The organism is Dyella ginsengisoli (assembly GCF_044904665.1).
Taxonomy (GTDB): Bacteria; Pseudomonadota; Gammaproteobacteria; order Xanthomonadales; family Rhodanobacteraceae; genus Dyella_A; species Dyella_A ginsengisoli.
In genome coordinates this window covers 332774-346486 of sequence record NZ_JADIKM010000003.1, presented here as the reverse complement: position 1 = coordinate 346486, position 13713 = coordinate 332774, and the positions used below count along the sequence as shown (strand labels likewise).

9 protein-coding genes are annotated in these 13713 nt (G+C 68.6%); 6 read left to right on the top strand and 3 right to left on the bottom strand.

What is annotated here, in order from left to right:
- Positions 1–15 precede the first annotated feature (15 nt).
- The 3 genes from ISP17_RS11735 to ISP17_RS11725 are packed head-to-tail and all read left to right on the top strand — an operon-like array spanning position 16 to position 4112.
- Entirely contained in the window at positions 16–822 is an 807-nt protein-coding gene (locus tag ISP17_RS11735) for a TorF family putative porin (protein ID WP_404633339.1), read from the top strand.
- Positions 823–835: 13 nt separating this feature from the next.
- Positions 836–1414, top strand: a complete 579-nt coding sequence (gene kdpC / locus ISP17_RS11730) for a potassium-transporting ATPase subunit KdpC (RefSeq protein ID WP_404633337.1) — start codon at positions 836–838, stop codon at positions 1412–1414.
- A gap of 37 nt (positions 1415–1451) precedes the next feature.
- Positions 1452–4112 (top strand): ATP-binding protein, encoded by a 2661-nt coding sequence (locus ISP17_RS11725; RefSeq protein WP_404633335.1) that lies wholly within the window; start codon positions 1452–1454, stop codon positions 4110–4112.
- 28 nt (positions 4113–4140) lie between these two features.
- Here the strand turns inward: ISP17_RS11725 and ISP17_RS11720 are convergent, their stop codons facing one another.
- The gene (locus ISP17_RS11720; protein WP_404633333.1) at positions 4141–4896 is read right to left on the bottom strand and encodes a Bax inhibitor-1/YccA family protein; all 756 of its coding nucleotides are present in this window, start codon (positions 4894–4896) and stop codon (positions 4141–4143) included.
- 96 nt (positions 4897–4992) lie between these two features.
- Positions 4993–6237, bottom strand: a complete 1245-nt coding sequence (locus ISP17_RS11715) for an MFS transporter (protein WP_404633331.1) — start codon at positions 6235–6237, stop codon at positions 4993–4995.
- 121 nt (positions 6238–6358) lie between these two features.
- Here ISP17_RS11715 and ISP17_RS11710 point away from each other — a divergent pair, with 121 nt between their 5' ends.
- The 3 genes from ISP17_RS11710 to ISP17_RS11700 all read left to right on the top strand — a co-directional run bounded on the left by ISP17_RS11710 (position 6359) and on the right by ISP17_RS11700 (position 11420).
- Positions 6359–7153, top strand: coding sequence for an AraC family transcriptional regulator (locus ISP17_RS11710; protein ID WP_404633329.1), 795 nt, complete (start codon positions 6359–6361; stop codon positions 7151–7153).
- 141 nt (positions 7154–7294) lie between these two features.
- On the top strand, positions 7295–9439 hold the full coding sequence (gene ppk1 / locus ISP17_RS11705; protein WP_404633327.1) for a polyphosphate kinase 1: 2145 nt from the start codon (positions 7295–7297) through the stop codon (positions 9437–9439).
- A gap of 229 nt (positions 9440–9668) precedes the next feature.
- Positions 9669–11420: a sensor domain-containing diguanylate cyclase gene (locus ISP17_RS11700; RefSeq protein WP_404633325.1), complete on the top strand. Its 1752-nt coding sequence runs from the start codon at positions 9669–9671 to the stop codon at positions 11418–11420.
- Positions 11421–11435: 15 nt separating this feature from the next.
- Here ISP17_RS11700 and ISP17_RS11695 read toward each other — a convergent pair whose 3' ends face one another.
- Positions 11436–13703, bottom strand: coding sequence for a thiamine pyrophosphate-dependent enzyme (locus tag ISP17_RS11695; RefSeq protein ID WP_404633323.1), 2268 nt, complete (start codon positions 13701–13703; stop codon positions 11436–11438).
- Positions 13704–13713: the final 10 nt, after the last annotated feature.

Here is a 13713-nt window from a genome sequence, read left to right as displayed (position 1 = left end):
CCTCCGGAGACAACAATGTCCTTTGCACGTATCGCCGCAACGGCCCTCATCGCCCTCACCGGGGTCACCGCAGCCCATGCCGATGACCGCGCTTCCCCGGTCACCGGCAACCTCGCCGTGACCTCCGACTACCTGTTCCGCGGCCTTACCCAGACCTGGGGCCGCCCCGCGATCCAGGGCGGTGCCGACTACACCAACCCGAACGGCTTTGCCGCCGGCTTCTGGGGGTCGAGCATCGGCGAGCGCAGCTACCCCGGTGGCGCGATGGAGCTGGATCTGTACGCCAGCTACGGCCGGGCGATCGACAGCAACTGGTCCTGGCGCGTGGGTCTCTACACGTACGTCTACCCCGGCGCCAACCTCAACCAGGCCGGCCTGCCCTCGCGCTCGCTCAACACCGTCGAGGCGAACGCCGCGCTGACCTGGAAGCAGTTCACCCTGAAGTACAACCGCGCGCTCACCGATTATTTCGGCGTGGACACCGAGCAGGGCTACACCGGCGATTCGAAGGGCACCTACTACCTGCAGCTCGACGCCAGCTTCCCGCTGGCCGATGCCTGGAGCCTGGCCCTGCATGCCGGCCACACGCACTACACCACCGCGCTGGCGACGGCGCTGGCCAATGGCGCGCGCGACCCGAGCTACAGCGACTTCGGCGCCACGCTGAAATACCAGTTCAACCCGCACTGGTCGATCAGCGGCGGCGTCACCCATGCCACCAACGCCGATTTCTACCGTCGTACCGCCAGCTTCCTCGACGCCCGCGACACCCGCAACGTGGGCGGCAGCCGCGGTTTCGTGATGCTGCAAGGCACGTTCTGACCGGAGCACATCCATGTTCAAGCTTTTGCGCCAATCCTTCCTGATGCTGCTGGTGATGACCGTGATCACCGGCGTGCTGTATCCGCTGGCCGCCACCGGCTTGTCCCGGCTCGCCTTCGCCCACCAGGCCGACGGCAGCCTGATCGAGCGCGACGGCAAGCCGGTCGGCTCGGCGCTGATCGGGCAGTCGTTCGACGATCCGCGCTATTTCTGGGGTCGTCCGTCAGCCACCGCGCCCAATCCATACAACGCCAGCGCATCGTCCGGCTCGAACCAGGGACCGACCAACCCGGCCCTGGCCGATGCGGTGAAGCAGCGCATCGCCGCCCTGCAGGGCGCCGACCCGGGCAACCACATGCCGGTGCCGGTGGATCTGGTGACCGCCTCGGGCAGTGGCCTCGATCCGCAGATCAGCCCGGCCGCGGCGCAATATCAGGTGGCGCGTGTGGCGCGGCTTCGCCGGCTCGACGTGGCGCAGGTGCAGGCGCTGGTGCGCGCCCACACGCAGGGGCGTCAGCTCGGCGTGCTGGGCGAGCCCCGCGTGAACGTGCTCGGACTCAACCTGGCGCTGGATGCACTCGCCAGACGCTGATCCTTCCATGTAGCCCTGTCGCCGACGAGAGACGACGATGACCGATTCCGCGCGTGACGCCCGTGCCGACGCCCTGCTGCATGCCACGCAGGGCGCCGACCAGCACCGGCTGAAGATCTTCCTCGGTGCGGCACCCGGCGTCGGCAAGACCTTCGCCATGCTCTCGGCTGCGCGCGAACTGAAACGGCAAGGCGTGGACGTGGTGGTCGGCCTGGTGGAAACCCACGGCCGCGCCGAGACCGCGGCGCTGCTGGAAGGGCTGGAAGTGCTGCCGCGTCGCACCGTACAGCAGCACGAGCGCGAGTTCACCGAGTTCGACCTCGACGCCGCGCTCGCGCGACGCCCGGCGGTCCTGCTGGTCGACGAACTGGCCCATACCAACCTGCCCGGCGGCCGCCACACGCGTCGCTGGCAGGACATCGCCGAGCTGCTCGACGCCGGCATCGAGGTCTACACCGCGCTCAACGTGCAGCACCTGGAGAGTCGCAACGACCAGGTGCGCCGGATCACCGGCATCACCGTGCGCGAGACCGTGCCCGATGCCTTCCTCGACCGCGCGCGTGACATCGTGCTGGTCGACCTGCCGCCACGCGAGCTGATCGGCCGGCTCAAGCAGGGCAAGGTCTACGTGCCGGAAACCGCGGCGGCGGCGCTCAACGCCTTCTTCTCGCCGACCAACCTGGCGGCGCTGCGCGAGCTGGCGGTGGAAACCATCGCCGGCCACGTCGACAACGACCTGCGCGAGCACATGCTCGCCCGCGGCACCGCGATGCCGGTGCGCCGGCACGTGCTGGCGGCGATCGACGGCCACGGCCAGAGCGACTATCTGGTGCGCGTGGCCCGGCGTATCGCCGAGCGACGCGGTGCGCCGTGGAGCGTCGCCTTCGTCGACACCGGCGCGGAACTGGAGCCGGCCCGCCGCGAACGGCTCGATGCCGCCATGCGGCTGGCCGAGCGCCTGGGCGGCGAGACGATCATCCTGCGCGGCCACGTGATCGCCGACGAACTGCTCGCCCATGCCGATCGCGAGGGCGTCGGCCAGATCATCCTGGGGCGCACCCGTGAGCGGCCGATCGCGCGCCTGCTCGGCATCTCGCTCACCCAGCGGCTGCTGCGTCGTGGAGCGCACATGGAACTGACCATCATCGCCACGCCGGCGGAGCGCGCCCAGGCGCGCCGACGGCGGATCACCCGCGCGCGCGGATCACGCGGCGAGTACGGCTACGCCACCCTGGCTGCCGGCATCGCCTTCGTGGCGGCCTTTGCCGCCGACCGATACCTGTCGGTGGCCAATCTCTCGCCGATTTTCCTCATCGCCGTGCTGGCGGTGGCGGTGCGCACGCGCATGACCGTGGCCGTCTATACGGCCGTGCTGTGCTTCCTGGGCTACAACTTCTTCTTCACCGCGCCGCGCTACACCCTGGCGATCGCCAACGCCGACGATGTGCTGGCGGTGACGCTGTTCCTGGTCACGGCACTGGTGTGCAGCCGGCTGGCCACCCGGCTGTCGAGCCAGGTGGCATCGCTGCGCGACGCGCAAGTGCGGGCGCGGGCGCTGCTGCGGCTCGGCCAGCAGCTCGCCGCGAGCGCCGACGCCGAGGCCGTGCGGGAGGCCGGGGCGCAGGCCCTCGCGCACGCGTTGGGCGCTCATGCCGCGTTGCTCGTGCGCGACACCGACCAGCGCCTGCAGCCAGCCGCCAGCGCGCCGCGCAGTTTTGCGCTGAGCCACCAGGACCAGGCCGCCGCCGACTGGTGCGAGCGCCACGCCGAGGCCGCCGGTCGCCACACCGACACGCTCAACGGCGCCGCCTGCTGGATGCTGCCGCTGGGCACGGAAGATCACCGCCTGGGCGTGGCCGCGCTGCGACTGGACGACCGCGCCACGCTGAACCCGGATCGGCGCAGCCTCGCCCTCGCCATGGTGCAGGACATCGGCCGCGCACTGGAGCGCGCACGCCTCGCCGACGAACTGGAGAGCGCGCGCGTGCAGGGCGAAACCGAGCGCTTGCGCAGCGCCCTGCTCTCGTCGGTCTCGCACGATCTGCGCTCGCCGCTGGCCTCGATGATCGGCGCCGCCGGCACCCTGGTGAGCTACGAGGACAAGCTGCCGCCGACCGAGCGGCGCGAGCTGCTGGCGTCGATCCTCGGCGAGGGCCAGCGGCTGGATCGCTACATCCAGAACCTGCTCGACATGACCCGTCTGGGCCACGGCACGCTCAAGCTCAACCGCGACTGGACCGACAGCGCGGAGATCGTCGGCGCCGCGCTGGGCCGCCTGCGCAAGTTGTTCCCCGACCTGCGCGTGGAGACCGACGCGCCGCGCGATCCGGTGCTGATGTACGTGCACCCGGCACTGATCGAGCAGGCGCTGTTCAACATCCTGGAGAACGCCGCGCGCTTCTCGCCGCCCAACGAGCCGGTCCGCATCACCGTGCATGTCGCCGACGAGCGCCTGCTGATCGACGTGGCCGACCGCGGCCCCGGCATTCCCGAGGACGAGCGCGTGCGCATCTTCGACATGTTCTATTCGGTGTCCCGCGGCGACCGTTCTCCGCAGGGCACCGGCCTCGGGCTGGCGATCTGCCGTGGCATGATCGGCGCCCACGGCGGCAGCGTGGAAGCGCTGCCGGGCGATGGCGTGGGCACGGTGATCCGGATCAGCCTGCCGCTGGCCGAGCTGCCCAAAGGCGATGACTGAGGGCGGCGACTGATCCGGACCGGTTGCCTCAGCGACGCGCCTTGGACAGCAGGCGCAGGATTTCCATGTACAGCCACACCAGCGTGACCATCAGCGCGAATGCGCCGAACCACTCCATGTACTTCGGCGCGCCCTGCGCGGCGCCCCGCTCGATCATGTCGAAGTCGAGCACCAGGTTCAGCGCGGCCAGGCCCACCACCAGCAGGCTGAAGCCGATGCCCATGGCGCCGGATTCGTGGATGAAGGGAATCTGGATGCTGGTGAACGTGCGCAGGCCGAAGTCCACCAGGTAGAGCAGCATGATGCCGCCGGTGGCCGCCACCACGCCCATGCGGAACTTGTCGGTGACCTTGATCACCCCGGTGCGGTAGAGCAGCAGCATCGCCGCCAGCACGCCCACGGTGAGCATGATCGCCTGCAGCACGATGCCGGGAAACCGCAGTTCCATGAAGGCGGAGATGCCGCCGAGCGCAAAGCCCTCGGCAATCGCGTACAGCGGTGCGGTGATGCCGGACCAGCGCGGCGCGAAGCTCGACACCATGGCCAACGCGAATCCGGCCAGCAACCCACCCCACAGGAACGGCGACACCGCCGCCAGCGCGGCCTGCAGATTGCCGTCGGCGGCGGCTTCGGCGAAGCGGTTCCAGGTCCAGCTGCCGGTGACCACGGCCAGCAGCAGCAACAGGCCAGTCTTGGCGATGGTGCCGTTCATGGTCATCCGCTCACCAGCGGCGAACGGGCCCTGGAAGACCTTGTCCTTCAGGACGGGATTGCTCGAACGCATGGAAATCTCCTCGGATCGCGGGTCACAGCAGGTGACCGGTCCGGGCATGCTAACCCGCCCCCGCCATGGCGTCAGCTCGAGCGTCCACAGGCACCCTCACCTGGCCCGTGACGGCTCCAGGTTGGGCAGAAACACGGTGATCAGTCCCATCAACGGCAGGTAGGCGCAGAGCTGGTAGACGTAGGCAATGCCGTGCGCATCGGCCAGGTTGCCGAGCACCGCGGCGCCGATGCCCCCCATCCCGAAGGCGAAGCCGAAGAACAGGCCCGAGATCATGCCGACGCGCCCGGGAATCAGCTCCTGCGCATACACCAGGATGGCCGAGAACGCCGACGCCAGGATCAAGCCGATCACTACCGACAGCACGCCAGTCCATGCCAGACCGACGTGCGGCAGCAGCAGGGTGAACGGCGCCACGCCGAGGATGGACACCCAGATCACCCACTTGCGTCCGATCCGGTCGCCGATCGGACCGCCGATCAGCGAACCGGCCGCCACTGCGAACAGGAACGCGAACAGATGCACCTGCGCGCTCTGCACCGATACGCCGAAGGTGTGGATCAGATAGAACGTGTAATAGCTGCTGAGGCTGGCCAGGTAGAAATACTTCGAGAAGATCAGCAGCCCCAGGATCGCCAGCGCGCCGACGATGCGGGGCCGCGAAAGCGAGGCCACGGCGGGGTGATGCACGATCGCCCGGCTGCGGGCCACATGGTGTGCGCCGTACCAGCGGCCCACCTGCAGCAGCACCACGATCGCCAGCAGCGCCGCCAGCGAGAACCACGCCACGCTGCCGCGTCCGTGCGGCACGATGATCCACGCCGCCAGCAAGGGGCCGAGCGACGACCCGGTATTCCCGCCGACCTGGAACACCGACTGCGCCAGGCCATGGCGGCCGCCCGAAGCCAGTCGGGCGACCCGCGAGGATTCCGGATGGAAGATCGCCGAGCCGGTGCCGACCAGCCCGGCAGCCAGCAGCAACAACGAAAAACTGGGCGCCACCGACAGCAGCAACAGGCCGCACAGGGTGAAGCCCATGCCGACGGGCAGCGAATACGGCATCGGCCGGCGATCGGTGACCATGCCGACCAGCGGTTGCAGCAGCGACGCGGTGATCTGGTAGGTGAGCGTGATCAGGCCGATCTGGGTGAAGCTCAGGTGGAAGCCGTCCTTCAGCACCGGATAGATCGCCAGGATCAGCGACTGGATCATGTCGTTGAGCATGTGGGCAAAGCTGATTCCGCCGAGCACCGCGACGGCCGGGCCGCCGGACGCGTGCGGCGACCTTGCGGTGACAGCGTCGGGGGACGGCAGGGGCGCATCGTCGACGCGGATGTTCATCGGCAGGGCTCAGGGGAGTGGCGGGTCGTTGCGTGACCGGGGCGGCCACTTTAGAGTCGCCCCGGACGGCCCGCTTTGATCAACGGGTCAACTTCTGTCGAATTCGGGCCACATCGTCGGCATGCGCAACACCCGCGTCATCCACTACGAAGACACCCCGCGCGACGTCGTCACCACCGGCAACGAGTACCCGCCGCACTTCGTGCTCCCCCGCCACACGCACAAACGCGGCCAGCTGCTGTATGCCTCCACCGGCGTGGTCACGGTGATCACCGATGCCGGCAGCTGGGTCGTTCCGCCACGGCGGGCGCTGTGGATTCCTCCCGGCGTCGCGCACGAGGTGCGCATGAGCGGCACCGTGTCCACTCACAGCGCCTACGTGCGCCGCGAGGCGGCCGAGGGGATCGGCCTGCCGATCCACTGCCGGGTGATCGAGGTGTCGCCGTTGCTGCACGCGCTGCTGCATGAAGCGGTGGACCTGCCGGCCGAGTACGCGCTGGACGGCCGCGATGGACGGGTGATGGCGCTGCTGCTGGACGAGCTCGCCGCGATGCCCGCCCTGCCGCTGAACACGCCGCTGCCGCGCGATGCGCGTCTGGCTCGGTTGTGCCGGCGTCTGCTCGACGCCCCCGCACTGGACATCGACATCGACGCCATGGCGCACAAGGCGGGCATGAGCCGACGTAACTTCACCCGGCTGTTCCGCAGCCAGACCGGCATGAGTTTCGCGAGCTGGCGCCAGCAGGCCTGCTTGCTGGCGGCGCTGACCCGATTCGGACGCGGCGAGTCGGTCACCCGCGTAGCGATGGAGCTGGGCTACGGCAGCACTAGTGCGTTCACCGCCGCCTTCCGCCGCGTGCTCGGCGATGCGCCCAGCCGCTACCTCACCAGACACGACCACGGCACCGGCAGCTGACATGGGTCAGCTGCCGCGATGCACGGCCGCCGCTAGCATGGGCGTGTCACATGGACGTCAACCAGGCAGCACAACATGTCCGTGCGATGACGCTCGCCGGTGTCCGTCTGCATCGCCGACCTCTCCCCGGATAGAAGCCCGATGACCCAGCGCAAGAAGCCCGCCCCAGCCGCATCGTCCGTGCCACCCGCGGAAGCCGTGGGTACGGTCGACCTGGCCGATCGCTCGCTGTACATCCATCGCGAGCTGTCGCAGCTGCAGTTCAACATCCGGGTGCTCGACCAGGCGCTGGACGAGGGCACACCGCTGCAGGAACGGCTGAAGTTCCTGCTGATCTTCTCCAGCAACATGGACGAGTTCTTCGAGATCCGCGTGGCCGAGCTGAAGGACCAGATCGCCTTCGACCACGAGTTGGTCGGGCCGGACGGCATTCCGCCAAAGCAGGCGCTGGCGATGATCAGCGAGGTGGCGCACCAGCAGATCGAACGCCAGTACGCGATCCTCAACGAGCGCATCCTGCCCGAGCTGGCTGCCCAGGGCATCCGCATCGTGCGCCGCAACGAGTGGACGCTGAAGCAGAAGCATTGGGTGCGCCGCTACTTCCGCCACGAGGTGGCCCCCCTGATCACGCCGATCGGGCTGGACCCCACCCACCCGTTTCCGCTGCTGGTGAACAAGAGCCTCAACTTCATCGTGCAGCTGGAAGGCGTGGATGCATTCGGCCGCGATTCGGGCCTGGCCATCGTGCCGGCACCGCGCGTGCTGCCGCGCCTGATGCGCCTGCCCGACGACATCTGCGAGGGCGGCGAGAACCACGTGCTGCTGTCGTCGGTGATCCACGCCCACGTCGACGAGCTGTTTCCCGGCATGCAGGTGCACGGCTGCTACCAGTTCCGCCTCACCCGCAACGCCGACCTGACGATCGACCCGGAAGACGTGGACGACCTCGCGCGCGCCCTGCGCGGCGGCCTGTACACCCGACGCTTCGGCGACGCGGTGCGGCTGGAGGTGGCCGACAACTGCCCCAAGCTGCTTATCGACTACCTGCTCAAGCAGTTCGGGCTCACCGCCGCCGAGCTGTATGAAGTCAATGGCGCAGTAAACCTGTCGCGCCTGTTCGGCGTGGCCAGCAAGCCTGGCTTCCCGCAGCTGCAGTTCCAACCGTTCACGCCCTCGATCCCCAAGCAGCTGAAGAAGTCCGACGACATCTTCGCCAGCCTGAGCCGCCAGGACGTGCTGCTGCTGCATCCGTACGAGTCGTTCACTCCGGTGGTCGACATGCTGCGCCAGGCGGCGAAGGATCCCTCGGTGCTGGCGATCAAGCAGACGCTGTACCGCAGCGGCGCCACTTCGGAAATCGTCGATGCGTTGGTGGACGCGGCGCGCGCCGGCAAGGAGGTCACCGCGGTGATCGAGCTGCGCGCGCGCTTCGATGAGGAATCCAACCTCACCCTCGCCTCGCGCCTGCAGCAGGCCGGCGCGGTGGTGATCTACGGCGTGGTGGGCGTGAAGACGCACGCCAAGCTGATGCTGATCCAGCGCCGCGAGGGCAGCGAGCTGGTGCGCTACGCGCACCTGGGCACCGGCAACTACCATACCGGCAACGCGCGGCTTTACACCGACTACAGCCTGCTCACCTCCGATCCGGTGCTGTGCGAGGACGTGCACAAGCTGTTCAGCCAGCTCACCGGCATGGGCAAGGTGCAGCCGATGAAGAAGCTGCTGCATGCGCCGTTCACGCTGAAGAAGACCCTGCTCGACCTGATCGCCCGCGAGACGGCGCATGCCGAAGCCGGCAAGCCGGCGCAGATCATCATCAAGGTCAACGCGGTGACCGACGCCAAGGTGATCCGCGCTCTGTACAAGGCCAGCATGGCGGGGGTGAAGATCGACCTGATCGTGCGCGGCATGTGCTGCCTGCGTCCCGGCGTGCCCGGGGTATCGCACAACATCCGGGTGCGCTCGATCATCGGCCGGTTCCTGGAACACAGCCGCGTCTACTGGTTCGCCAACGACGGCGAGGAGAAGCTCTACCTGGCCAGCGCCGACCTGATGGAGCGCAACCTCGATCGTCGCGTGGAAACCGGCTTTCCCATCGAGGGCAAGAAGCTGATCCAGCGGGTGCGCCGCGAGCTGGATCTCTACCTGGCCGACAACGCCAGTGCGTCGTTGCTGCAACCGGACGGAAGCTACGTGCGGGCGCAGCCGGCGAGCGGCCAGAGTCCGCGCAACGTACAGCACCAGTTGCTGGAGAAGCTCTGCGGCAGCGGAGCGGCGGTGAGCTGATCAGTCTTGCCTGATCATTGGTCGCAGCCACTTCACGCCCCCTCTGGTGGCACGGTTCCTGCTGGTCTATGGCATGGGCCTACACAGTGTGGTGCCTTGCGCCCGCCGACAGGACTGCCTCGCCTTGGCACGCTGAACGGCTAACGCCCGCTTGCGCATGAGTTCGTGGACGCATCACGCACTACATGTCCGGGGGCACCATGCGTCACGACCGGGGGGGACGGATGTCATGACAAGGCCGGCAATCACCAGGCCGCCGAGGTGGATGCGCTGGGCGCAGCGGGCGCTGTATGCGTTCGCCCTGCTGTGCAGCGGCTACCTGCATGCCGCTACCCCGCTGGCCGGGGCATGGCGGGACGTGCGCGAAGGCGACACGCCGGCCAAGGCGATGGAGGATTTCCGCCAGGGCGAAATGAACCGCTTCAACCCGGCCCTGCTGCAGCGCCTGCCGCAGGGTGCGCGGGGCAGTTGGGTAGTGCTCGATCCGCAGCCGCCGTGGGTGCAGGAGGAGCGCGTGCTCAGCATCTATCCGCCGCCGCTGGGCACGGTGACCCTTTATGACCACAACGGACCCACCGTTTCACTTGGCCTCGATGATTTCCAGGCCGCGGTGCACGGCCACGGCCGACTGGCATTCCTGCTCGGGCGCGATCGGCAGGCCTCCAAACCGCTGCTGCTGAAGTTCGAGCCCTCCGCGCGCATCGCCGCCCCGGTCAGCTTCCGCCTGCAGGGCTGGGCCAGCTACCTGGGCGAGGACGCACGCTGGCTGGTGTTCGCCACGGCCACCCTCGCCGTGATGCTGGCAATGGCGCTGATGGCACTGTGCTTCGCGATCATCCTGCGTGACGTCACTTTCGGCTGGTACGCCGGCTACATCCTCTGCTATGCGTTGATCCAGGGCATCCAGACGGGCTTTGTCTATCACCCGCTGGAGCTGTACTGGCTTGGCGGGCTGTCGATCACCGTGGGATCGGCCGCGGTGGCGCTGTCGGTGGCCTTTGCCTCGCTGTTCATGATCCGCTTCTGCGAGCTGCAGCGCTTCGCCCCGCTGCTGCGCATTCCCGTGCTGGCGCTGGCGGTCGGCATGGTGGCGGTGGTGCTGATGCGCTGCAGCCAGGTGGATGCGCTGGAGAACATCGGGCAGCTGCTGGTCAATCCGCTGCTCACCCTGGGCGCCGCGCTGCTGTTGCTGGCCTCGATCGTCGCCGCGCTGCGCGGCTCGCGCCACGCCTGGTTCTTCCTCGCCGGCTGGACCCCGCTGCTGGCGCTCACCGCGATGACCAGCGCGCAGGTCAACGGCGCTCTGCCGGGCCTGGCCTGGCTCAACGATGCGGGCCTGGCCGCCGGCGCTTTCGAGGCGGCAGTGCTGTCGTTCGGCCTGGCCGACCGCGCCCTGATGATCCGCCGCGACCGCGACGAAGTGCGCGTACTCGCCGACAAGGATTCGCTGACCCAGGCGCTCAACCGGCGCGCCTGGAACGAGGCGGCGATCCTGGCGATGAGCGATCCTTCGCCGCGCCCGCAATCGCTGCTGTTCCTGGACCTGGATCACTTCAAGATCCTCAACGACCGCCGCGGCCACGCGGCCGGCGACGAGGCGCTGGTGGCGGTCTCACACGCCCTGCGCGAGGAACTGCGACCGGCGGATCTGTTCGGCCGCTACGGTGGCGAGGAATTCGTCGTCCTGCTCGACGGCGCCGGCGAGGAGGAAGCCATGCAGGTCGCCACGCGGCTGTGCCGGCGTATCCATCGACTGGAGATTGCGGTGGACGAAGCCCATCCGCAGCTCACCGTGAGCATCGGCGTGGCCGTGCGTCGAGCGAACGATTCCATCGACAGCCTGGTCGCCCGCGCCGACCAGGCGATGTACGACGCCAAGCTCGCCGGCCGCAACCGGGCCAGCCTGCAGCGGTGGCACGAGGAATCGGCCGCGCAGCGCCGCGTATCGCGCACCGGGCGCGTGCCGCAGCACACGCCCTGAGCGCGCCATCCCCGATCAGCCCAGCTCGCGCGCCGCGGCCACCACGTCGGCCTCGCCCGGAAGCACCAGGAACGCCGCGCCGGCCAGCGGGGTGAAGGTATCTGCGCCCACCACGCGCTTGAGCGGCGTGGCGCCCAATCCGGCCTCGACGATCGCGGTGATCACGCCCTCGCCCACGCCCGCGCTCTTGCGGCCCTCGTCCAGCACCACGATGCGCTTGGCGTTCCTGGCCTGCGCCGCGATGAAGGCGTCGTTGAGCGGCGCCAGCCAGCGCAGATCGACCACGCGCACCTTCCACTTCAGCTCGGCCTCGATGGTGCGCGCGGCACGCAGCGCCATCGGTACGCCGTTGCCGAAGGTGAACACCACCAGGTCGTCGGCGTCCTCGTGGTACACGCGCCCCTCGCCCAGCGTCATCGCCTCGCCGGGCGCGGGATAGGCGAACTGCCACGCGCCGTCGCCGGCCTCGTACAGATCCTTGGTCATGTACAGCGCGATCGGTTCGAGGAAGGCGCAGACGCGCCCGTCGACCTTCGCCAGCGCCATCATCGTGCGCAGCATGGTGGCCGCGTCGTCGCCACGACTGGCGCAGCCGACCACGAGGCCCGGGATGTCGCGCAGCGCGGTGATCGAGTTGTCGTTGTGGAAATGCCCGCCGAAGCCGCGCTGGTAACCCAGCGAAGCGATGCGCATCACCATCGGGTTGCGGAACTGGTCGTTGGAGAAGAACTGCAGGCTCGACGCTTCGCCGCGGATCTGGTCGCCGGCGTTGTGGAAGTAGGCCAGATACTGGATTTCCGGGATCGGCAGCATGCCCATGTTGGCGTAGCCCTGGGCCAGGCCGAGGATGATCGTCTCGTCCAGCAGGGTGTTGAACACGCGGGTGTTCTTGAATGCCTTGTGCAGGCCCTTGGTGACGGTATACACGCCACCCTTCTGCGCCACGTCCTCGCCGAACAGCAGCGACTCGGGGTACTTGGCCATGAGGTCGTGCAGGGCCTGGCCGATCTGGATCGCCAGGTGCCGCGGCGGCTGGCTTTCCGGCAACTTCGCCTCGCTGCCGAACGCGGCAAGACGCTTGTCGCCGTAGTCCGCGCGCTCGGCCTCGGCCTTCACCTTGGCCGGCGAGTACGGCGCCAGCGGGGCCATCACGTCGTCGAGGCGCTCCAGCTTGGGCCGGCGGTCGGCTTCGTCGGCCGCAGCGAAGCAGCGCTTGCGGGTCGCTTCGTACAGGTTGAGCAGGTCGTCCTTCGAGTAAAGGCCCGACTCCAGCGCGATCGCCGCCGAGCGCAGCAGCGGATCGGTGGATTCCACTGCCACCAGCTCCTCGATCGAGCGCCACTCGATCTCGAAGTCGGTGCCGGCGTGGCCCATCACGCGGGTGGTCTTCAGGTGCAGGAAGGTCGGCCGACGCGTGCGGCGGCAGTGCTCCACCGCGCGCTGCACCTGGGCGTAGCCTTCGGCCAGGTCCAGGCCGTCGGCGAAGAAATAGTCGAGGTTGGAGCGCGACTGATAGTTGCTGGCCACCCAGCCGGTGGGCGTCTTCACCGAGATGCCGATGCCGTTGTCCTCGCACACGAACAGCACCGGCGCGGGCAGCTTCTGGTAGGCGGTCCAGCCGGCCGCGTTGAACGCGGTCTGCGCGGTGGCGTGGTTGCTGGACGCATCGCCGAACGAGCAGATCGCGATGGAGTCGTCGGGAATCGGCAAGGCATGACCGATGCGGCGCGCGTGATCGATGGCGACCGCGGTACCCAGCGCCTTGGGCAGGTGCGAGGCGATGGTCGAGGTCTGCGGCAGCACCCAGAGCGGCTTGCTGCCCCATACCTTGTGGCGACCGCCGGAGGCCGGATCGTCCTTGCTGGCGGCGAACGACAGCGCCGAATCCATCACCGGGTCCATGCCCGGCAGCTTGCGGAAGCGCTCGGCCATGAAGCCGCCGGAGCGGTAATGCAGGAACGCCGGATCGGTATGCCGGGTCAGCCGCGCCACCATCGCGTTGCCCTCATGGCCGGACGAACCGATCGTGTAGAACACCTTGTTCTGTACGCGCAGCACGCGCGCCATCAGGTCGAGGTGGCGGCTGATCAGCTGCGACTCGAACAGCTCGCGGAAGCCGCGCGCGTCGAGCGCGCTGCCCGGCAGCACCGCTTCGGCGTCGCCGGGGGCACGCCGCACCTCGCCGTGCCAAAGCTGCACGAACTCGGTGAAGTTCTGGTCGACGATCTCGGCGCGGTTGAAGCCCTTGTGGCGGGCGGTGATGGCGAACGGAATGGCGGTCATGGCGGGGTTC